The sequence below is a fragment of the Haladaptatus sp. CMAA 1909 genome (genome assembly GCF_043952005.1).
Taxonomy (GTDB): domain Archaea; phylum Halobacteriota; class Halobacteria; order Halobacteriales; family Haladaptataceae; genus Haladaptatus.
The window spans coordinates 1,420,625-1,439,873 of sequence record NZ_JBIOAV010000001.1 but is presented as its reverse complement, the minus strand read 5'-3'; the positions used below and the strand labels follow the sequence as shown (position 1 = coordinate 1,439,873).

Here is a 19,249-nt window from a genome sequence, read left to right as displayed (position 1 = left end):
GATCGAACGGATTCGAACCGAGCGTCCCGACGGGCGAGTCGTCCCGTCAGAACCGCCCCGGCGTCAGATGGACGTGGAACAACTTTTCGTAGTCCTCCTCTCCGCAGACCGGGCACGTATCGTCCTCCTCGCCCTCGAACTCGTCCGTCGCCACCGGGGTCGCCGCCGAGATGACCCGCGTTCCGGCGTGGCCCAACTCGTACCCCGACTCGGTTTGCCGGACGAAGTACTCACAGAGCTTCGTCAGGTGGTAGTTGAACTTTCCCGTGTCGCGCACCCCGACCCGCTCGCGCAGTTCGGTGAACGAAAGCGTCTCCGAGGCGTCGGCGAGTTCCCGCAGGATGGACATCCGAATCTCGTTGCCCAGCACGGAGAGCGCGTCCATGGAGGGTTCCGTCCCGTTCGTCATGTCGGTGACGTTCGATGGGATCGCCCATCAATCCCCCGAAAACGTATTTATATGCTTACAGAACTGGCGTTCACCGAACCCTCATCACCCTCGCGCCGGGACGGTGTGTATGGCTGAAATCGACTCGTCGGCCAAATCGGTGGGATGGCGCGACCGGTTCGGCGCGTCGAAAACCGGAACGCTCCTCGCCAACACGGGGTTCCGACGGCTGTACCTCGCCCGCACGGTCAGCGGCGTCGGCGACGAACTGTACTTCATCGCCGCGATGTGGCTGGTGTATCAGTTGACCGGTTCGACGCTGTACACCGGCGTCGCCGGGTTCCTCTCGCGACTCCCGCAAATCGTCGGATTCCTCTTCGGCCCGCTCGTGGACCGTTCGCGCCTCTCCCGCCTGCTCGTCCTCGTCGCGGCGGCCCAAGGCGTCGTCGTCCTCGCCGTTCCGTTCGCGTCCCACGTGGGCGCGATGAGCGTTCCCCTCGTCCTCGCCGTCGTCGCGCTCCTCTCCCTCCTCGGACGGGTCAACACACCGGCGGAACAAGCCGCCCTCCCGCGACTCGTGGACGACGAACTGCTCCCCCGCGCGAACTCGCTCGACTCGTCGACACAGCAGACGCTCGGTGCGCTGGCACAGGCGTTCTCGGGCGCGCTCATCGCCGCGTTGGGTGCCGTCGCACTGTTCGTCTTCGACGCGATGACGTTCGCCGTCGGCGGGTTCTTTTTCCTCCTCCTTTCGGTCCCCGCCACGGAGAAGACAGGCACGTCCCCGTCGGCTGGGGAGTACGCCGCGGACATCCGCGAGGGGTTCGACCTGATTCGAGGTTCCGTCGTCGGCCACATGGTCGTCGCGGCGGGTATCGCGACCGCGTTCACCGGCATGTCGGCGTCGGTTCTCCCCGCGTTCGCCGACACGTTCGGCGGGGCGGAGACGTACGGCCTCCTGATCGCTGCATCGACCGTCGGACTCCTCCTCGGGTCGCTCGTCGCATCGCAGTTCGAGTCCGTCCGGTTCGGGTGCGTCACGATCGTCGGATTTCTCGTTGCAACGGTCGGACGGGTCGCTGCCGTCAGTACCGGATGGTTTCCCGCGGTACTCCTCGTCTACGGCGTCGCAGCCGTTCCGCTCGGCATCTACAACGTCCTCGTCAGCGCGACGATTCAGACCGGCGTCCCGAACGACCTGCTCGCTCGCGTGAGTTCGACCATCGGCAGCCTCATCGCCGTCGTCGGTCCGGTCGGCTACCTCCTCGGCGGCTATCTCGGGGACGTCGTCGGAAGCCCCGCCGTCGTCGGACTGTCCGGCTTGGGGTACTGTCTGCTCGCGGTCTACTGGTCGGCGGTTCCCTCGCTCCGCGGGTTCCCGCCCGTTTCCGGCGTGGAACCGAACTCCTTCGGCGCGTGAATCGGTTGGCCTCTCCGGCGGGATAAACGCCGTTCGAAAAACCGCGCGTTCAACTCCCGGAAACTCCCGAATCGTGAACATCGACACTGATAGGTGTCCACACGAATCATTCGTACAGAATGGCTGCAACGAGAGCAATTCATCTCCCGGTCGCGGCGCAACCGAGCGTGGAGACGCTCGTGGACTTGACACAGCGGGCGGAGGAGTTGGGGTACGACCACGTGTGGCTTCCCGAGACGTGGGGCCGCGACGCGGTGACGAGCCTGACGGCGATGGCGCTCGGGACGGACGAAATCGGCCTCGGCCCGTCCATCGTGAACGTCTACTCGCGGTCGCCAGCGCTCATCGGGCAAACCGCTGCCACGCTCCAGGAGGTGTCCGACGGGCGGTTTCGCGTCGGCATCGGCCCGAGCGGTCCGGTCGTCATCCAAGGCTGGCACGGCGAGGAGTTCGACCGCCCGCTCCGACGAACCCGCGAAACAATCGACATCGTTCGGACGGTGCTGTCGGGCGAGACGGTGAACTACGACGGCGACTGCTTCACGCTGGGCGGCTTCCGACTGCGATGTGACCCGCCGGAGACGCCGCCGCCGATAGACGCCGCGGGGATGGGACCGAAATCGGTCGAACTCGCGGGACGGTTCGCCGACGGGTGGCACGCGACGCTGTTCACGCCGGACGGCATGGAGGACCGCCTCGACGACCTGAGGAGGGGCGCGGACCTCGGAAACCGCGACGTGGACGACGTGGAAGTGACGCTCTCGCTGACCTGCTGTGCGCTGGACGACGGCGAACGCGCTCGGACCCTCGCCCGCCAGCACGCGGCGTTCTATATCGGCGGCATGGGCACGTACTACCGGGATTCGTTGGCCCGGCAGGGCCACGAGGAGGTCGCCTACGATATCTCGGCCGCGTGGGCGAACGGCGACAAGGAGCGGGCGACCGAACTGGTGAACGACGACCTTCTGGACCGACTCGGGGCATCGGGCACGCCAGAACGCGCACGCGAGGAGTTCCGGAAGTTCGCCGACATCGACGGCGTCGATGCTGTCGCGGTCGGCTTTCCCCGCGGAGCGACGGTCGAGGAGGCGCGCGAGACGATGACCGCGTTGTCTCCGTAAGTCCGAACTGGTTGGGGAACAGTACCTTTTACCTCGCGTGACAATCACATGCTGGGACGAATTTCCGGCGTCCCAAACGTGCCTCATAGACACTGCAACCTTGCACGGGTGGCCTACCATGGGCCATCCCTGTATTGCCCGAACCGTTCCCTTATACTGCCGACGTACTCGCGTCTCGGAGACCCTTCTCCCGAAAGGAGCAAATCGAAGAGGGACCTACTATCCGGTATGCCGAGCGTTTGCGCCCACGGTCGGAAACGCGACGGCATGGGGGTAACGATGACCGACGCAATCGACGCAATCGTGACGGAGGTATCGGAGTGGGACGGCGTGAACGCGGGGGAACACCGCTACGGGGGGACGGAGTTCGCCATCGGACCGCGTGAAATCGGCCACGTCCATCGATGGGGAATCCTCGACATAGCGTTCCCTCGACGGGTACGTAACGAACTCGTCGCCGAGGGGAAGACGGGGCCCCATCACATCTATCCCGAATCGGGGTGGACGACCTTTCGCGTCGAGGGGCCGGACGACGTGGACGAGGCGCTCTGGCTCTTGCGACTGTCCTACCTCTCACACGTTGCGGCGATGTCGGATGTCGCCGACGCGGAAATCCCCACGTCGCTCGACGTTGACGCGGAGTTCGACGCCCTCGAACCGAGCGGCGAACTACGGGCGCTCCTCTAACTCGTCGCCCACTCCGTCGCCGCTTCGACCGCCTCGGCCCGCGAATCGGTTTCGGTGATGGTCCGCCACTCGTCCTCGTCCACGTCGTAGGTGTAGACGGCGTACCCCGAGTCGCGGTAGGTCAGGTTTTCCACGTACAGTTCCCGGTCTTCGTCGTCACTCAGCCAGATTCGAATCTGTTTGCCGCCTTCCAAATCCTCCCGACGGCGCCAACCTTCCAGTGGCACTACGCGGCCCCCCAGTCCGTGATGCCGAGGACGCGGTCACAGTCGGGACACGTCCAGACTTTCGGCGTACTCGCGGCGGCCCCCCGTTCGAGGCGCTGTGCCCAGTCGGTGATATCCTCCTCGCAGTATGGACAAATCGCCATACAACGGGACACGACGGCGTTCGACTTGTACGTTCGGGCGAGTTGAAGTGTATGTGTTTTTAACATCTCGACGTCTCTCGAAACGAGGGATAGCGGACATCCCTTCGTATCTCCACGAGAACCACGTTGCACCCACGGTGACGCCGGGAGCAGAATGGAGAACCACGCCGAAGCTGTATTCGGTTCGTTCTACCGCTTACCCACGATAGTAGACGTTCCCGGAAACGACGACGGTTTCGGCGGATGTCGCGCCGGGAGGCGAACGAGACGGTCGACGCGCCGCGACGACGCCGCGTTTGAGGGCCGCCCACTTCAACAGGACGAACCCGGCGACGATGACGAGGAAGCCCGTAATCGTGGCGTCGGTGATTGGTTCGCCGAGCAGGAGCGCCCCGAACACCGTGGCGACCACCGGAACGGCGTAGTTCACGAGGTTGACCTCGTTCGCGCCGATTCGACCGAGCAGGTCGAAGTAGATGAGGTACCCGCCGATGCTGGCGACGACCGCGAGGTACACCAGCGAGACGGCGGCGGACCGGGTGAGCGAGACGCTCGGCCAGCCTCGAACCGCGGCGCTCGTCGCGTGCAGGACGAGCGCGCCGACGGCCATCATCCACGCCTGCTGGGAGAGCGCCGGGAGCGTCGTCCGCAGGCGCTGGGTCACCACCGACGCGAACGCGAAGACGAGGGAACCGACGAGCAGCAACCCGACGCCGACGGTGGACCCGCCGAGCGACGTCGGGTCGGCGACGACGACCACGCCGAGGAGCGCCAGCAAGATGCCCCCGATTTCGAGCGCGTCGAACCGCTCGTTCGGCAGGAGCGCCAGCGCGAACACCGGCGTGGCGACCGGTTTCAGACTGAGCACGACGGCACCGACGCCGCTCGTGACGTACTGTTGTCCGGTGAAGAAGAGCGCGAGGTAGAGGCCGAACATGAAGACGCCGCCGACGCCGACGAGTGTCCAATCGGTTCGCGTGGCCGGCCGCCACTGAAAGTCGTCCCGGCGGAATCCGAGGACGGCGACGACGGTCAACAGTATCCCGCCCGCGATGTCGTAGCGAAGCGCCGCGAACAACACCGGGGGGAGCGTCCGCAACCCGGTTTCGATGGCGACGAACGACGAACCCCAGACTACCGCGAGCAGCGCGAACAGCACCGCATTTCGATATCGTGATGGAATCATGGTAACTTCGTAAACACCTGTGTTCAGTTGGTGACGGCGGTAGTAGGCCCTCACACTTGAAAATTCCCGCAGAGACGATACCGTGTCACACGGGGACTCGCGTCGGATAGTAAAAAATAGTTACATATCTCCAGAACTCCTTTGGTCGCTCGCAACCAGTCACCGCCATGGCAGAATCACGGACGGGAGCCGAGTTGTTCACCGACGCGCTCGAATCCTACGGCGTTCGGCACGTGTTCGGCAACCCCGGAACGACCGAACTTCCCGTCATGGAAGCGCTGGGGGGAAGCGAGTTGGAATACGTCCTCGCCCCCCACGAGGACATCGCGGTCGGCATGGCGGCCGGATACGCCAGCACGAAGAACTACCGCGCCGGCGAGGACAGCAGTCCGGTCGGTGTCGTCAACCTTCACGTCGCGCCGGGCGTGGCCCACGGCCTCGGAAACCTCTACGGCGCGTCGGTGACGGGCGCGCCACTCGTCGTCACGGCGGGGGCACACAGCCTCGATTTCCGCCACGAGGAACCCATCCTCTCGGGCGACACGGTGGCTATGACCGACCAGTTCACGAAGTGGAGCGCGGAGGTCACGGACGTCGAGGCGCTTCCGACGATGCTCCGGCGGGCGTTTCGCGTGGCCCAGACGCCGCCCACGGGACCGGTCTTCCTCTCGCTTCCGCTCGACGTGATGATGGCGGAAACCGACGCCGAACCCGAACGACTCGGCCGGATTCAGAATCCGGGTGCGGGCGACCCGGCCGCAATCGAACGCGCCGCGGATCTGCTCGCCGAGGCCGACGACCCGGTTCTCGTCGTCGGCGACCACGTCCCGCGACACGACGCGTACTCCGACGTCGACGCGCTGGACGCGGCGGTGAGACTGGCCGAAGCGACCGGCGCACGCGTTCACGCCGAAATTCTGTCCTGCGAGGTGGCCTTCCCCGGCGGTCACGACCAATGGGTGTCGCACGTCCCGCCTGACGAGGACATCGCCGCCGCGACGATGAACAGCGATACCGTCGTGTTCGCGGGGTGTTCGACCAACACGACGCTCACGCGCCACGACCGGGACCTCGTACCCGAGGAGGCCACGGTCATCGACCTGAACGACGAACCGTGGCAGGTCGGCAAGAACGTACCCGCCGACGTGGCCGTGACCGGCGATTTGGGTCTCGTACTGGACGAACTCGCCGAAGCGGTCGAAATCGAGGACGACGAACTCGCAGGGCGGTTGGAACGGGTCCAACAATTCAAGGAGTTCGCCCGACAGCAGATGGCGTCCATGGGCGAGGGGGACGCGGAGGATCCGCGCGCGTCGAAAGCAGAACTCGTGGACGCCCTCCGCGAGACGCTGTCCGCGCCGTACATCGTCGACGAGGGCGTCACCTCGAAGTATGTCATGCTCCTGCGTTGGCCCTTCGAACGTGAGTCCTACATCTCGAACAAGGGCGGCGGCCTCGGCTACGGCCTCCCCGCCGCGGTCGGGGCCGCGATGGCCGAAGCGGAGACGGACGACCCGCGACAGGTCGTCGGATTCGTCGGCGACGGGTCGTACCTCTACTACCCACACACGCTCTACTCGGCGGCGCGGTACGACGTGGACGTGACCGTCGTCGTTCCGGACAACCGCAACTACCGCATCCTGAAGGACAACACACTGAAACTGTTCGGCGGCGAGGACGGGGACCACGAGTACGTCGGCATGGACTTCGAACCGCCGGTCGACATTCCGAAGAACGCGGAGAGCCACGGCGCGTCCGGCTATCTCGTGGAGTCACCCGCAGACATCGCGGGGACGCTGGAAACGGCATTGGCGGAGGACGGCCCGAGCGTCGTGGACGTGTTGGTTCACGACTGAGACGCGGAATCGGCGGCGGACTCGACCGGTCGAAACACCCGAAACGTGTCCCGGTCGAGCGTTTCGGAGTCGATTTCGGCGAACCCCCGCTCGGTGAAAATGCGGTTCCAGTTCCGGTAGTACAGCGGGAACTCGTCGCGGACGTAGTTCACGTCGGTCTCGCTTCCGTCCGATTCGTCCGTTTCCCCCGATTCCCCCGATTCAGATTCGTCGCTTACCTCGTTTTCGACGGTGATCAGGCGGTCACCGGTTATCCGCGCCACCTCGTCGAACACCCACTCATCGTCCGGGTGGAGGTGCTGGAGCGTTTCGACCGAAAACACCACGTCGAACTGACCGTCGTCGAACTCGGGAACCGTCTCCTCGATGGCGTCGATGTGGAACGTTCCCGCCGCGGCGAGGTCCGGATACGTCTCCTCCATCACGGAGAGCGCTTCGTCGTTGATTTCGATGCCGTGGAGGTCCTCGTAACCCGCCTCGTGGAGGCGGGCGAGGTGCCGACCCGAACTACACCCGAGTTCGAGAACGGACGCGTCCGACGCGACGGCTAAATCAAGGCGAGCGCGGAGCAGTTCGCTCGTCTCGTCGGGTCCGTAGTAGGCGTAGTAGTCCGGCGAGTACTCTCCCGACCGTTCCTCCCACTGTTGACGGACGCTGTTTGGGTCCATCTATCCCCCTATGCGGTCCACCCATAAACTCCCTGTCGTTCCGAACGCACTCGACTTTTCGTCGGTCCAATGCCGATATCGTTTTATCACCGACTATCATTCGATGTGATATGGATTTGCGTGGGGAATGGCACAACGGCGCACGATCACCTGAAGCGTCCTCCTCCGCGGCGTGCGGAACCCCGATCAGTTGGCACCTCGGCGACCACCTCTCGAACTCCGCCGACGTTTCGCGCGTGACGGAGCGAAGCACGGCGGGACGGACGGAGACGGTGTACGACCTCACCGAGGAGACGTACCTCGTGCAAACGCGAACGCCCGTCGGACGCGAACGCTACCGCGAAGTGCCGAAACGCGACCTCGAACTCGACCACGAACCTTAATTCGACGTTCGGTCATCGATTCGCCCGCCACCGACCGTTTCGGGGAACATCTTTCCCGGATTGAGCGTGTCGTTCGGGTCGAGCGCGCGTTTTATCCGTCGCATCGTTTCGACGCTTTCGGCCCCGTGTTCCAATTCGAGATACTCCCGTTTTCCCCGCCCGATGCCGTGTTCGCCCGTGCAGGTACCGCCCCACTCGATTGCGGTGTGGACGATTTCGGTCTGTGCCTCGCGCGCGCGCTCGATGTGTCCCTCGTCGGATTCGTCCACCAGCACGGAGTAGTGGAGGTTGCCGTCCCCGGCGTGACCGAAGCAGGGAATCAGCAGGTCGTATTCGTCGGCGAGTCGCCGGACGAGGCGAACCATGTCGGGATACCTGCTGATGGGAACCGTCACGTCGCCGAGGTGGAGCGGCGAGAGGTCGGGGTCGTAGGCGTCGACTGCGAAGGCCATCTCCCGTCGGATCTGCCAGAGGTCGTCCATCTCGTTCCCGTCGGCGACCTCGAACCGGGAGACGTCGTGTGCTTCGAATACCGAGCGACAGAACTCGATTTCGTCCTCGACGCCGTGGTTCGCGTGGAACTCGAGGAACACCATGGGAACGTCGGGCAGCGACGACCCGGTGTACGCGTTCGCCATCGTCGCGCTCGTCTCGTCCACGAGTTCTATCTTCGCCACGTCCACGCCGGACCGAACCGCATCGGAAATCGCGTCCACCGCGTCGGAGAGGGAGTCGAAGACGGCGCGCCCGCCGCGAATCTGTTCCGGCCGCCCGGCGAGTTCGAGGGTCGCGCGGGTGACGACCGCGAGCGTTCCCTCGCTTCCCACGATGAGGTCCTTCAGGTTGTACCCGCTCGACGTCTTGACCGCCTTGCTCCCCGCCGTGATGACCGACCCGTCCGCGAGGACGGCTTCCAGTTCGAGAACCCAGTCGCGAACCTCGCCGTACTTCACCGTCTGCATCCCGCTCGCGTCGGTGGCTATCATCCCGCCGACCGTCGAGATGTCGCCCGACGACGGGAGCGGCGGGAAGAACAACCCGTGCTTGGCGACGGATTCGTCCACCTCGGCACCCAGAATTCCCGGTTCGACGTCGACCTGAAAGTCGTCGGGTCGAACGTCGAGTACCCCGTCCATCCGCGTCGTGTCGAGGCTGATGCCGCCGCGGGTCGGTGCCGCGTTGCCTTCCAGTCCCGTCCCGGCGGCGTAGGGCGTGACCGGAACGCCGCGCTCGTCCGCCGCTGCGAGTATCGCCGACACTTCCTCCGTCGATTCCGGCCAGACGACGGCGTCGGGTTCCACTTCCTCCGCTTCTCGCGTTCCCCAATCGCCCGCGTGCCCGGCGCGGTGTGAGTCGCCGAAGGAGTATCGGTCGTCGGGGAGCGACAGGTCGCGGAGAAACGAACAATCGTGCGCCATGCGGTAGCACTCGGCGCGCTGTGAAATAAACCTGTTCGAACCGCGGACGAGGACGGAACCCGCACCCGAACTCAGTCGTCCAGTTCCCTGATAACGGTCGCCGGATTTCCACCGACGACCGTATTTTGCGGAACGTCCTCGGTGACGACCGCTCCGGCGGCGACGACGGCTCCGTCTCCGATTTCGACGCCCGGATCGACGACGGCCCTGCCGCCGACCCACACGTCGTCGCCCATCGTCACCGGTTTCCCGTACTCCGGTCCCTCGACGCGAGTTTCCGCATCGAGCGGGTGCGTCGCGGTATAGACGTGGACGCCCGGGCCGAGCCAACAGTTCCGGCCCATTTCGACACGACAAACGTCCAGAATCACGCAGTCGAAGTTCGCGTAAAAGCCGTCCCCGACGTGGACGTTGTAGCCGTAATCGCAGCGAAACGGCGGTTCGACGTGCGGGTCTTCGCCCGTCGAACCGAACAGTTCCTCCAACAGCGACCGTCGTACCTCCGTCTCCGTTTCGTCCGTCCGGTTGAACCGTCGGGTGTACTCCCTCGCCCGTCGTCGCTCCTCCGCGAGTTCCGGGTCGGCAGGGTCGTACAGTTCGCCGGCCAGCATCTTCTCCTTCTCGGAAACCATCGTGGGTTCGATTTCCCGGCCGAACGCAAAAAGCATCTGACGGAGCGGTATCACCACGGCGTGTCGGTGTCGAGAGCGTCCCGCCGACCGTCGAGAACCGGGAACCGCTCGTCGCGCCGTCGTTCCAACCAGCGGAGGAGGCGCTCGGCCCAGTCGAGTTTCTTCGCCTTCATCGAATCGACGGTCGCGTCGTCGAAATCCCATCCGGGGAAGACCAGTTCGCCCGCGCCGAAGTGGTCTGCGAGGAACGCCGCCCGGTCGCCGTCGGTGAACCCGCCGAAGTTCTCGACCGCTCCGCGGGGTTCCGCCTGCGTCGTCGCAAGCACGTGGTCGGCGTCGAACGTCGCGACGTACGCTCGAATCGCCGGGATGTTGTCCCCGTGGGCGTGTGCCACGACCGGAACGCCCGCTTCGCTCAACTTTCGGGCGGTCTCCGGGTTCTTGTCGAGGTCCGTCACCATGCAGTCCACGTCGATTCCGCCGTCGAGGAGGACGTCGGCGGCCGTCGAGGCGGCGACGACGAACTCCGCTTCGCGCGCGAGGTTCAGTTCCTCCGAAAGCGACGGGGCCGCGCCCGCGATGGCGACGGTGCTTCCCGCAATCGTGTCGAGACGAGCGTGGTCGAACGGAACGGCGATGTCGGCGAGCACGTCGCGGGCGCGCTCGTCGTCTTCCCGTGGAAATCCGAAATCCGAGAGGATGGCGCGATATGCGGGTTCCCACTCGTCGAAGTTCACGAGGACCTCCCGAACGAAAGCCGTCCCCTCATTGCCGCTCCCGGCCGAAGGCGTGGCCGATGATCGCGGCGTCGCGCGTCTCCGCCACGTCGTGCGTTCGAATCACGTCCGCTCCGCGTTCGACGGCCAGCGACGTCGCGGCGAGACTGGCCGGAAGGCGGTCCTCGGTGTCCCTCCCCACCACGTCGCCGAGGAAGTTCTTCCGGTTGATTGAGACGAGGATGGGCCGCTCCAGTTGCCGGAACTCGCCGAGTCGGTGGAACGTCTCCCGGTCGTCCGCGAGCGTCTTCTCCTCGCTCCATCCGCCGAACGCCGGGTCGAGGATGGTCTTGTCCGTCAGCGGTTCGGACGCCAGCGTGTCGTAGATGTCGTCCACGCGTTCTATCGCGCCCGGTCGTTTCAGGTCCGGCGGACTCGCCATCTTGACGACGGCGGCGTCGTGGCGCTCACAGGTCGCGGCCATCTTCGGATCCGCGAAGCCACAGATGTCGTTCACCATGTCGAAACCGCCCGACAGCGCTTCGTCCGCCACGTCCGCGTAGCGCGTTTCGATGGAGAAGACGGGGTCCCCTTCGACGTGTTCTATCGTTTCGAGGGCGGTTCCCAGTCGGTCGAGTTCCTCCTCGGCCGAGAGCACGTCGAAGCGTTTGTTCGCCGATTCCAGCCCGATATCCACGATGTCCACACCCTCGGCGACCAGTTTCTCGTCCACGTACTCCGCGGCGTCCGCGGGGTCGTCGTACACGCTCGGGTCGTACGGCGACTCCTCGCTGACGTTCAACACACCCATGATTCGCGGTGGGTGTTCCGGCCCGATGCCAAGTCCCGCGGCGACAACGTTCTGCATGTCCGAAACTGGGAGGGCGAAGGGATAAAAATCGGCCCTTTCAGTGCAGGTCAGCGGCGGTAATTTCAGCACTCCAGTACAGTTCGCCCCCGTACTCGACCGGGGCGGGTTCCAGTTCGAACAGTTCGTCGAGTTCGTCCGCCGTCAGTTCGGACGTCGCATCCGTTCCCGGAATCAAGTAGTAGCGGTCGCTTTCGTCCCGTGTGACCTCCGCGTACGACCCGATTTGCGACTTGTTGACGTGCATCTTGAGCGTGACCGGAAACGTATCGCCGATCCGTTCGTCCACCGTGACCGACGTGGTACTCGTGACGAACGTCTGACAGAGTATCGTTTCCCCGTCTCCGAGGACGACGTACTGGTCTCCGCCGAGCGTGGACGTTCGTGCCACCGAAAGCGCGTTTCGAAGCGTGTATCCCCGCCCGAGCAATCGAGCGAGCCACGAACCGATTTCGGTTGCGGGGGCGTTCGAGACGTCGGATAGGGTCGCGATTCCGCCCCGACTTCCCTTCTCGATGAGGGCCATGCTCTGGTGGTACGACCGGCAGGCGTTGAGGAGAAAGGACCGCACGCGAACCTCGTCCAGCGTAGTCGTATCCAAGACGCCGTCACGACATTCGATACCGCGGCCGTCGACGTGTCCGATGTAGTGGAGGAAATCGATATCCGCGGCGAACAAGGACCGAAGTTCATCGACGGAGAGGTCATAGCGGATGTCGATGTCGTGGTCGGTCGTTTCGCGGAACTCGTACAACTCCGTCACACGGCCCTCAGCCGCCATTTTGGGGTCGTTGCAGACGATTCTGACGTCGATGGTCGACGACTCCGATCCGGAATCCTCGATACGGCGGCGATACGAGTCGAGCGTCACCTTGTTGCTACCGATCGGAACGCCGTCACCCAGCCACTCGTGATGGAGCGTCTCCGACTCCTCGGGGCTCACGAACGTTTCCGAGGGTTCGGGCACCGAAACCGCCCCGCTTCGACAGAAATCGGCGATTTCCTGCGGCGGCCCGCTCGTAGGCGTTCGCCCGCTGGTCTCGGGACACCGAACGAGTGCGAGGTCGTTCGAAACGTACGGAAGCGCCTCGGCGTTCCGTTTCGTCGGCTCTACGTCCACCACGAGGTTCCAGACCGGACGGTGGGGTTCGAGGCGGTCGAAGGGGACCGAGAGATAGGCTTCGAGTTGCTCCGACAACGACCGATCGTAGAGGTCGGCGAAGTCGAAATCGACCAACGATTCGACGTCGGAACGGACGTGGAGCGGCGCGGGGTAAAACCCCTCCTCGCGGAGCAAGCAGTCACAGAAGAAGACGTGCTGGAGGAGTTCGGAGACGGTCCACTCGAACCCCGCGGAACCGTCGAGCGAGTGTTCGGAGTTCGGAGTTTCGAGCCGTGGTGTGCATCCGGGAACCACCTCGGCACCGAGATAGTACGCCAGCGATGCCGCGGGGTAGACGTATTTTCGTTTGGGAGGAACCACCAACCGAACGCCGGTGTCCGGACGTTCGAGGGTCGGTGGCAGGGAGAACTCCTCTCCGCGTTCGACCAGCGGCGGATGGCCCCTGAGCGTCGGAAACGACCGTTCAGGGGAGAGCGTCTTCAGCGCCGATCCGAACCGCGAGACGGCCCGCATCACGTCCTCGACGTCGTCCGTAACCGTAATCGACCCCGCGGGCGATTCGTGGTACGACCGGACGCCGAGACGGACCGTGGACTCTTCGGCCAACTCGACGGTGGCCGACACCCCGTCGGTACGAGTCGTTACGGGACGACCGACGGCGATGTACAATCGAATCGGGGCGCTCACGACTTCGAGGAAACCGACTGGCTGCGACGAGGTCCACACACCGCCGTCCGTATGGATCGATTCGAGGACCGTTCCGGATTCGTCCCACGCGTTGAACATGGTCCCGCAGGGGACGTCGAGGCGGTCCGTTCGAAATTCGACCGCCGTATCGATGGGGAACGGAAACCCCTCCGTCGAACCCCGTCGCGGTTCGATTCGTGACGGCGTCCGAAAGACGAAACTAACCTTCTCGATGGGGTCCCAGATTCGAACGCCACGACCTCCGGAGAGGCGTTCGAACGTCGGAACGGAAGCGTTCCGATTCGATGGGCCCTCATTCCGGGGCATTCAGCGCCCCGTTTGCCGTGTTGACGGCGGGTCGGCCAGATGGATCGTGGTTTGGCGTATACATGTCGATCGCGGCGGGCGAAGACGGTTGCATACGCCGACTACGAAGGGGAATGATAAAAACGACGGTACTCAGTCGAAATCTGCGGCCGTGACGTCTTCGCTCCAATACAGTTCCCCCTCGTATTTGACCGGCATCAACTGCTCGTTCAATCCGACTTCGAGTTCGTCCGCGGTCACTTCACACGTGACCCACGATTCGGGTTCCAAGTACAGTTCAGCGTACTCCTCCCAGAGGGGCGACCCCGTCGAACCAGCGCTGTAACGCGGGGTTTTGTACGGCTTCATTCGAACGAAGTAGGTGCCGTTTCGAACGTCGTCGATGAGTATCATCGGGGTGGTTCCGGAAAACGGTAGACAGAGACACATCCCACCGTCGCCGATGACGGTGTACTGGGTCCCCGAAAGTGTCTGGGTCTGGGCGATCGAGAGCGCGGTTCGAAACGAGAGACCCGCTCCGAGTCCGCGTGCGAGGAGACACCCCATCTCCGTGGCCGGTTCGTTCGAAACGTCGGAGAGCGTCGCGACACCCGCACGACTCCCTTTCTCGACCAACGTTGCGCCCTGTTCGCACGAGCGACACGCGTTGAGCAGGAACGATTCGACCGTCACCGTGTCGAGGGTTCGTGTATCGAGGACGCCGTCCGCACATTCCATTCCACCGTGGTCCACGTGACCGATGTAATGCAAGAAATCGATGTCCGACGCGAACAGGGACCGAAGTTCCTCCGTCGTCAGGTCGTACGCGATATCGACCTCGTGTTCCGTCGAATCCCTGAAACGGTAGCGTTCCCGTACCGTTCCCTCGGCTTGCATCATCGGGTCGTTACAGACGATTTGGACGCGAATCGCTCCACGATTCGCGGTCTCAGTATCGAGACGGCGACGGTAGGACTCCACCGTCGCTTTGGTACTTCCTATCGGAACGCCGTCGCCGACCCAGACGTGCTCCTCCGTCGTCGTCGCATCGGGGCTTATGGGCCGCATTTCGACCGATTCGTCCCCGTCCGCGCGGCCGCTTCGACAGAAGTCGGTAATCGTCACCGGTTGCCGCTCGACGCGTGGAACGGTTCTCGGTGTCGGACAGCGAATCAACGGGAGTTCGACCGCGGCGAACGGAAGCATGGAGACGTTCTCCGCCGACGGAACGATGTCCATCGTCAGATGCCACGACGGGCGGACGGGTTCGAGAAGGTCGAACGGCACATCGAGGTAGGTATCGAGCCGCTCCGAAGACGACTGTCGGTAGAGCGCGGCGAAATCGAAATCGACCAGCGGTTCGACCCGTCGGCGCTCGTGGACCGGAACGTCGTAGAAACCCTCCTCCCGGAGGACACAATCGAGGAAGAAGACGTGTTGAAATGTGTTAGAAATCCCGTCAACGTACGAATCGAACGTTCCATCACCCAGTGCGTGCTCGCTCGTCGGGGTTTCGAGCCGTGGTTCGTCGCCGGGGACGATATCCGCAGCCAGATAGTACGCGAGCGAGGTGGCGGCATAAACGTAGTTTCGCTTCGGCGGGAGTACCAACCGAACCCCCGACTCCGGTCGATCGATGTTCGATGGGACGGCGAACTTTTCGCCGCGTTCGATGAGCGGCGGATGGCCGCGAAGCGTGGGGTACGACCGTTCCGGGGAGAGCGTCTTCAGACCCGCTCCGAGCGCGGAGACAGCCCGCATCACGTCCTCGATATCGTCGGTGACGGTTATCGTCCCCGCGGGCGATTCGCTGTGTGATCGACAACCGATGGATACGGTTCGTTCGGTGTCGAGTTCGATGGATACCGACCCGTCGATGACCCGGATAGTGACGTCCGCTCCGATTCGAAGGTAGAGCTTTATCGGGGCGACCGGGCATTCGAGATATTCGATGGGTTCCGAGGAGCGCCACTCGCCTTCGGTCAGTGAGATTCGGTCGGAAATTCCCTCCTCGGTCGACCAGACGTTGAAATTCACTCGTTCGGGGACGACGAGTTCGCGGGTTCGAAATTCGACCGCGGAGTCTATCGGAACGAAAAAATCGTCCGTCTCTCCCGGTCGGAGTGAAACGGGAGACGGGGTCCGAAAGACGAAGCTCGCTTTGTCGACGGGGTCCCAGATTCGGACTCCCGGTTCGTCCGGATTCGCTTCGAACGTCGGGACGCTGAGCGGGTCATCGGTCTCCCACTCGAAGCTCATAGCTGAACCCAGTTCGTCGTCTGGTCGTACTCCGGGACGTGCCAGCGCTGTTCCGGGACCAACCCGTTCGTTTGTCGAAGTTCGACGCGCGCGTCGAACAGCGGCGTCAACTCCCGTACGATCGGGTTCGAATCCGGAACCGGGAGGTGGTAGTGTGCCATCCCGGACACGCCGCGGACGAGTGCCCTGACCGTTCTGAGAAATCGTTCGACGGCTTCCTGTTCACAGTGTTCAAGCGGCTTGATGAGCGAGTCGAACGAGAGGCGCAGTTCCGACGGGGAAAGCCCATCCGCCCACTCGTCGAAGAAACTGACCGCCGTGACGATATCGCTTCGGAGCGCTCGAAGCGACTCCTCGGGCGAGTTCGTCTCGCCCGGTTTCGATGGCGTCGCCACCGACCGTGAAACGGCACGCTCGTCGTCGCCCCAGTCGATGACCCACACGTCCGGGTCGTCGGCGTTCGTCCCGCCGGGTAGTTTCGAGTTCGCGTATCTGGCCAGCGTGTCGGTGAGGACGAGGACGCGCTTTCGCTCCTGTGTCGTCGCGCCCAAAAGCTGCATCGTCGTTCGGTTCGTCGTCGTCTCGGAGACCCGGCCCGTGACGAGGATGTTACAGCCTTGTCGCTTGAAATCGGAGAGCACTTCGTGGAACGTCGGCGAGCGACCCCCACCACGGAACGAAATCCCTGCAGAACGCATCGTTTGATGCAAAATTTCCGCGACTGATGATAAAAATTCTGATGGACCAGTGGTGCGGTCACTCGGTCATTTCGTCCATCGCCTCGTTCACGTCTCGAATCGCCATCGTTTGCTGCTCGACGGCCGCGGCGACCTCACCCGTTTCGTCCCCGATGGTGCTCGCGTTCTGTGCGGTCTGGTCGACCATCGACGCCACCTCCTCGGCGGTCGCCGCTTGCTCGTCGGTCGCGTCCGCGACCTCCTCGATGCCGAACGTCGCTTCCTCGACCGCTTCGCTGATTTCGTCCAGACTGTCCATCGCGGTTCCGACCCGTTCGAGACCGGACTCTATCCGCTCTTCGCCCTCGTCCAAGCGCTCGACGGCGTTTTCGGCGTCCGCCTGGATGTCGAACACCATCCCCTCGATGTCCCCCGCTTGCTCCTGTGACTGCGTCGCCAACTCCTTGATTTCGTCGGCGACTACCGCGAACCCGCTTCCGGCTTCACCGGCCCGAGCGGCCTCGATGGACGCGTTCAGCGCCAACAGGTTCGTCTGGTCGGCGATGTTGTTGATGATTTCGGTTACTTCGCCTATCTCCTCGATCTCCCTCCGAATCGTGTACATATCGTCGATTATGTTCGTGGTCAGTTCCTGTATCGACTCCATCGCCGCGACGACCTCGCCCGCCGAGGATTGGCCGTCGTTCGCCTGCCGTCGTGCTTGTGCGCTCGCTGCCGATACCTGTTCCGCCGACGCAGCGATCTCCTGAATCGCGGCGCTCAGTTCCGACACTTCCGTCGCAACGGTTTCCATTCCGCTCGACTGTTCGTCCGAAAGCGCCGCGATTTCACCGATACTTTCGGCGATTTCCTCGGACGATTCGTACAGTTCCAACAACCCCTCCCGTGCCTCGTTGACCCCTTCCTCGTTGGCCTCTTCCTCGTCCGCCGTTTCGAGGAGTTCCTCTTCGATGTCTTCGTCCAAGCTGACGTCTACCGCTTCCTCCACTGATTTCTCCATGAATCAAAATATTTCCGCAAACATATATAATTTATCAGATATATTCTCAATTCATTCATGTTCGGTTACAATAACGATCAATATCGTCTTTGGAACTTCATCTACGCATACGGAATCGCAGACACGCTCTTTTTGTCCCTCCGGTCGCTACGGGAAGGTGATGGGTAAAGTGAGCATCGGACTTCGCGGGTGGCGATTCGACGAGGCGGAGGTGTTCACCGAAAACGGTGAATACCGACCGATGGACGAGATGGACGACGACACGCAAACACGGCTCTTTCGCCTGTCGGCGCTCGTCGGGTCCCCGTGCCACGCCTGCTGGTTGATTCACGGCGACGAGAACATCGGCATGTGCAACGAGATGGACGTCGTGTACGGCGAACCGCTGGCGGAGGTGGGCATCTGCTCGGAACACGAGACGGACTTCCTCTTCTGGTATTTCGAGGAAGGCGGCGACCGATTCCGCGGCGAGGAGCGACTACAGGACGAGTTCCTCGAATGGTTCGCCGACGGCGGACGCGCACCCGAGGGGTACGCCGGAGTGGAACACGTCGATACCGACCCGGACGACCTCCCGGAACCGCCCGAGTCCGACCCGAGCGAACTGAACGTGGAACTCCCCGAGGACGAACAGGAGCGTATCGACCTGCGAGACGTCGATATGTCCCGCGACTACCCCTCATGAAACCCGCCGTCGCCGTCGTCGAACCGAAAACCCCCGGCAACATCGGGACCATCGCGCGAGCGATGAAGAACTTCGGGATGGACGACTTGAAACTCGTGAACCCGCCAGAGTTCGACCGGGACAGCGAGGCCTACGGCTTCGCCGGACAGGCCCGCGAGGACGTGTTGCCGAACTACGACGAGGTGACGTTCGACGAGTTGGTCGAGAACTACCACACCGTCGGCATGACGGCGACGACGAACGAGGACGCGAGCCATCACGTGCGGTTTCCGTTCACGACGCCGCGCGAACTCGCCGATAGTCTTCGGGAGGTAAAAACCGAGACGGTCCTCGTCTTCGGCCGCGAGGCGAACGGGTTGACGAACGAGGAACTCTCCCGTATCGACGAGGTGTGCTCGATTCCCGCCAGCGCGGCGTATCCGGCGCTGAACCTCGGACAGGCGGCGACCGTCACCCTCTACGAACTCCGGACGCTGACGGTCGAGGAGTCCCAACTCCCGGACGTCTCGCGGGAACGAGCGGACGAGGCGGAAATCGAGGGGTTCTACGGCGCGTTCGCCGACCTGCTCGACACCGTCGGCCAACCGACCGAGAAACGCGACAAGAACATGCGAATGATTCGCCGGGTGTTCGGCCGTGCACATCCCACTGGCCGGGAAATCGCAACGTTGCGAGGAATCGTTCGACGGGCGAGCGAACGCACGTCGCGGTCGAACACGCCCGAACCTGCGCGAAACGATAAGTAACTTCTTTATATTCTGTTGCTTAACTACGGTGT

At 63.5% G+C, this 19,249-nt stretch carries 19 protein-coding genes and 1 pseudogene; 7 read left to right on the top strand and 13 right to left on the bottom strand.

The features are described from left to right. Positions 1-46: 46 nt before the first annotated feature. Entirely contained in the window at positions 47-409 is a 363-nt protein-coding gene (locus ACGYLY_RS08030; RefSeq protein WP_395282172.1) for a winged helix-turn-helix domain-containing protein, read from the bottom strand. A gap of 109 nt (positions 410-518) precedes the next feature. On the opposite strand from ACGYLY_RS08030, the gene ACGYLY_RS08025 reads away from it, so the two are divergent. The 3 genes from ACGYLY_RS08025 (at position 519) to ACGYLY_RS08015 (ending at position 3,616) form a co-directional block, all read left to right on the top strand. After that, the gene (locus tag ACGYLY_RS08025; RefSeq protein WP_395282173.1) at positions 519-1,808 is read left to right on the top strand and encodes an MFS transporter; all 1,290 of its coding nucleotides are present in this window, start codon (positions 519-521) and stop codon (positions 1,806-1,808) included. A 119-nt stretch (positions 1,809-1,927) separates the two neighbouring features. Then, complete coding sequence (locus tag ACGYLY_RS08020; RefSeq protein WP_395282174.1) at positions 1,928-2,929, top strand: TIGR04024 family LLM class F420-dependent oxidoreductase; 1,002 nt, start codon at positions 1,928-1,930, stop codon at positions 2,927-2,929. A gap of 228 nt (positions 2,930-3,157) precedes the next feature. Beyond that, the gene (locus ACGYLY_RS08015; protein ID WP_395282175.1) at positions 3,158-3,616 is read left to right on the top strand and encodes a luciferase family protein; all 459 of its coding nucleotides are present in this window, start codon (positions 3,158-3,160) and stop codon (positions 3,614-3,616) included. Here ACGYLY_RS08015 and ACGYLY_RS08010 read toward each other — a convergent pair. The 3 genes from ACGYLY_RS08010 to ACGYLY_RS08000 all read right to left on the bottom strand — a co-directional run bounded on the left by ACGYLY_RS08010 (position 3,613) and on the right by ACGYLY_RS08000 (position 5,172). After that, entirely contained in the window at positions 3,613-3,843 is a 231-nt protein-coding gene (locus ACGYLY_RS08010) for a hypothetical protein (protein WP_395282176.1), read from the bottom strand. The two genes, ACGYLY_RS08015 and ACGYLY_RS08010, sit on opposite strands and share 4 nt — an antisense overlap. After that, positions 3,843-3,986, bottom strand: a complete 144-nt coding sequence (locus tag ACGYLY_RS08005) for a hypothetical protein (RefSeq protein WP_395282177.1) — start codon at positions 3,984-3,986, stop codon at positions 3,843-3,845. Before ACGYLY_RS08005 ends, ACGYLY_RS08010 begins: the two co-directional genes overlap by 1 nt. Positions 3,987-4,182: 196 nt before the next feature. Next, positions 4,183-5,172 carry a DMT family transporter gene (locus tag ACGYLY_RS08000; RefSeq protein WP_395282178.1) on the bottom strand — a complete coding sequence of 330 codons (990 nt, stop codon included), beginning with the start codon at positions 5,170-5,172 and terminating at the stop codon, positions 4,183-4,185. Between the two features lie 167 nt (positions 5,173-5,339). Here ACGYLY_RS08000 and ACGYLY_RS07995 point away from each other — a divergent pair, with 167 nt between their 5' ends. Continuing rightward, the gene (locus tag ACGYLY_RS07995) at positions 5,340-7,028 is read left to right on the top strand and encodes a thiamine pyrophosphate-binding protein (RefSeq protein WP_395282180.1); all 1,689 of its coding nucleotides are present in this window, start codon (positions 5,340-5,342) and stop codon (positions 7,026-7,028) included. Here the strand turns inward: ACGYLY_RS07995 and ACGYLY_RS07990 are convergent. Further along, a complete protein-coding gene (locus ACGYLY_RS07990) occupies positions 7,019-7,696 on the bottom strand; it encodes a class I SAM-dependent methyltransferase (protein ID WP_395282181.1) in 678 nt (225 codons plus the stop codon). The genes ACGYLY_RS07995 and ACGYLY_RS07990 overlap by 10 nt on opposite strands. 110 nt (positions 7,697-7,806) lie before the next feature. Between ACGYLY_RS07990 and ACGYLY_RS07985 the strand changes: the two genes are divergently transcribed. Then, positions 7,807-8,079 carry a hypothetical protein gene (locus ACGYLY_RS07985; RefSeq protein WP_395282182.1) on the top strand — a complete coding sequence of 91 codons (273 nt, stop codon included), beginning with the start codon at positions 7,807-7,809 and terminating at the stop codon, positions 8,077-8,079. Here ACGYLY_RS07985 and ACGYLY_RS07980 read toward each other — a convergent pair. The 8 genes and pseudogenes from ACGYLY_RS07980 to ACGYLY_RS07945 all read right to left on the bottom strand — a co-directional run bounded on the left by ACGYLY_RS07980 (position 8,076) and on the right by ACGYLY_RS07945 (position 17,786). Further along, positions 8,076-9,497 carry an FAD-binding oxidoreductase gene (locus ACGYLY_RS07980; RefSeq protein ID WP_395282183.1) on the bottom strand — a complete coding sequence of 474 codons (1,422 nt, stop codon included), beginning with the start codon at positions 9,495-9,497 and terminating at the stop codon, positions 8,076-8,078. The genes ACGYLY_RS07985 and ACGYLY_RS07980 overlap by 4 nt on opposite strands. Positions 9,498-9,568: 71 nt before the next feature. Then, the gene (locus ACGYLY_RS07975; RefSeq protein WP_395282184.1) at positions 9,569-10,129 is read right to left on the bottom strand and encodes a maltose acetyltransferase domain-containing protein; all 561 of its coding nucleotides are present in this window, start codon (positions 10,127-10,129) and stop codon (positions 9,569-9,571) included. A 50-nt stretch (positions 10,130-10,179) separates the two neighbouring features. Continuing rightward, the gene (locus ACGYLY_RS07970) at positions 10,180-10,866 is read right to left on the bottom strand and encodes a 6-hydroxymethylpterin diphosphokinase MptE-like protein (protein ID WP_395282185.1); all 687 of its coding nucleotides are present in this window, start codon (positions 10,864-10,866) and stop codon (positions 10,180-10,182) included. A 34-nt stretch (positions 10,867-10,900) separates the two neighbouring features. Then, a pseudogene (gene folP / locus ACGYLY_RS07965) lies at positions 10,901-11,713 on the bottom strand (dihydropteroate synthase); the annotation flags it as partial. A gap of 40 nt (positions 11,714-11,753) precedes the next feature. Then, positions 11,754-13,850, bottom strand: coding sequence for a hypothetical protein (locus ACGYLY_RS07960; protein ID WP_395282186.1), 2,097 nt, complete (start codon positions 13,848-13,850; stop codon positions 11,754-11,756). Positions 13,851-13,982: 132 nt separating this feature from the next. Further along, positions 13,983-16,088, bottom strand: a complete 2,106-nt coding sequence (locus ACGYLY_RS07955; RefSeq protein WP_395282187.1) for a hypothetical protein — start codon at positions 16,086-16,088, stop codon at positions 13,983-13,985. Further along, the gene (locus ACGYLY_RS07950; RefSeq protein WP_395282188.1) at positions 16,085-16,786 is read right to left on the bottom strand and encodes a hypothetical protein; all 702 of its coding nucleotides are present in this window, start codon (positions 16,784-16,786) and stop codon (positions 16,085-16,087) included. The genes ACGYLY_RS07955 and ACGYLY_RS07950 overlap by 4 nt, the downstream gene beginning before the upstream one ends. 58 nt (positions 16,787-16,844) lie before the next feature. After that, positions 16,845-17,786, bottom strand: a complete 942-nt coding sequence (locus ACGYLY_RS07945; protein ID WP_395282189.1) for a methyl-accepting chemotaxis protein — start codon at positions 17,784-17,786, stop codon at positions 16,845-16,847. 160 nt (positions 17,787-17,946) lie between these two features. On the opposite strand from ACGYLY_RS07945, the gene ACGYLY_RS07940 reads away from it, so the two are divergent. Both ACGYLY_RS07940 and ACGYLY_RS07935 read left to right on the top strand, forming a co-directional pair. After that, positions 17,947-18,471, top strand: coding sequence for a hypothetical protein (locus tag ACGYLY_RS07940; RefSeq protein ID WP_395282190.1), 525 nt, complete (start codon positions 17,947-17,949; stop codon positions 18,469-18,471). Beyond that, positions 18,468-19,217 (top strand): RNA methyltransferase, encoded by a 750-nt coding sequence (locus ACGYLY_RS07935; RefSeq protein ID WP_395282191.1) that lies wholly within the window; start codon positions 18,468-18,470, stop codon positions 19,215-19,217. Before ACGYLY_RS07940 ends, ACGYLY_RS07935 begins: the two co-directional genes overlap by 4 nt. Positions 19,218-19,249: the final 32 nt, after the last annotated feature.

Excerpts from the sequence above, each read along its gene's own strand:
- ACGYLY_RS08030 (WP_395282172.1), bottom strand. The coding sequence starts at position 409 with ATGACGAACGGGACGGAACCCTCCATGGACGCGCTCTCCGTGCTGGGC.
- ACGYLY_RS08025 (WP_395282173.1), top strand. The coding sequence starts at position 519 with ATGGCTGAAATCGACTCGTCGGCCAAATCGGTGGGATGGCGCGACCGG.
- ACGYLY_RS08020 (WP_395282174.1), top strand. The coding sequence starts at position 1,928 with ATGGCTGCAACGAGAGCAATTCATCTCCCGGTCGCGGCGCAACCGAGC.
- ACGYLY_RS08015 (WP_395282175.1), top strand. The coding sequence starts at position 3,158 with ATGCCGAGCGTTTGCGCCCACGGTCGGAAACGCGACGGCATGGGGGTA.
- ACGYLY_RS08005 (WP_395282177.1), bottom strand. The coding sequence starts at position 3,986 with ATGGCGATTTGTCCATACTGCGAGGAGGATATCACCGACTGGGCACAG.
- ACGYLY_RS08000 (WP_395282178.1), bottom strand. The coding sequence starts at position 5,172 with ATGATTCCATCACGATATCGAAATGCGGTGCTGTTCGCGCTGCTCGCG.
- ACGYLY_RS07995 (WP_395282180.1), top strand. The coding sequence starts at position 5,340 with ATGGCAGAATCACGGACGGGAGCCGAGTTGTTCACCGACGCGCTCGAA.
- ACGYLY_RS07990 (WP_395282181.1), bottom strand. The coding sequence starts at position 7,696 with ATGGACCCAAACAGCGTCCGTCAACAGTGGGAGGAACGGTCGGGAGAG.
- ACGYLY_RS07985 (WP_395282182.1), top strand. The coding sequence starts at position 7,807 with ATGGATTTGCGTGGGGAATGGCACAACGGCGCACGATCACCTGAAGCG.
- ACGYLY_RS07980 (WP_395282183.1), bottom strand. The coding sequence starts at position 9,497 with ATGGCGCACGATTGTTCGTTTCTCCGCGACCTGTCGCTCCCCGACGAC.
- ACGYLY_RS07975 (WP_395282184.1), bottom strand. The coding sequence starts at position 10,129 with ATGGTTTCCGAGAAGGAGAAGATGCTGGCCGGCGAACTGTACGACCCT.
- ACGYLY_RS07960 (WP_395282186.1), bottom strand. The coding sequence starts at position 13,850 with ATGCCCCGGAATGAGGGCCCATCGAATCGGAACGCTTCCGTTCCGACG.
- ACGYLY_RS07955 (WP_395282187.1), bottom strand. The coding sequence starts at position 16,088 with ATGAGCTTCGAGTGGGAGACCGATGACCCGCTCAGCGTCCCGACGTTC.
- ACGYLY_RS07950 (WP_395282188.1), bottom strand. The coding sequence starts at position 16,786 with ATGCGTTCTGCAGGGATTTCGTTCCGTGGTGGGGGTCGCTCGCCGACG.
- ACGYLY_RS07945 (WP_395282189.1), bottom strand. The coding sequence starts at position 17,786 with ATGGAGAAATCAGTGGAGGAAGCGGTAGACGTCAGCTTGGACGAAGAC.
- ACGYLY_RS07940 (WP_395282190.1), top strand. The coding sequence starts at position 17,947 with ATGGGTAAAGTGAGCATCGGACTTCGCGGGTGGCGATTCGACGAGGCG.
- ACGYLY_RS07935 (WP_395282191.1), top strand. The coding sequence starts at position 18,468 with ATGAAACCCGCCGTCGCCGTCGTCGAACCGAAAACCCCCGGCAACATC.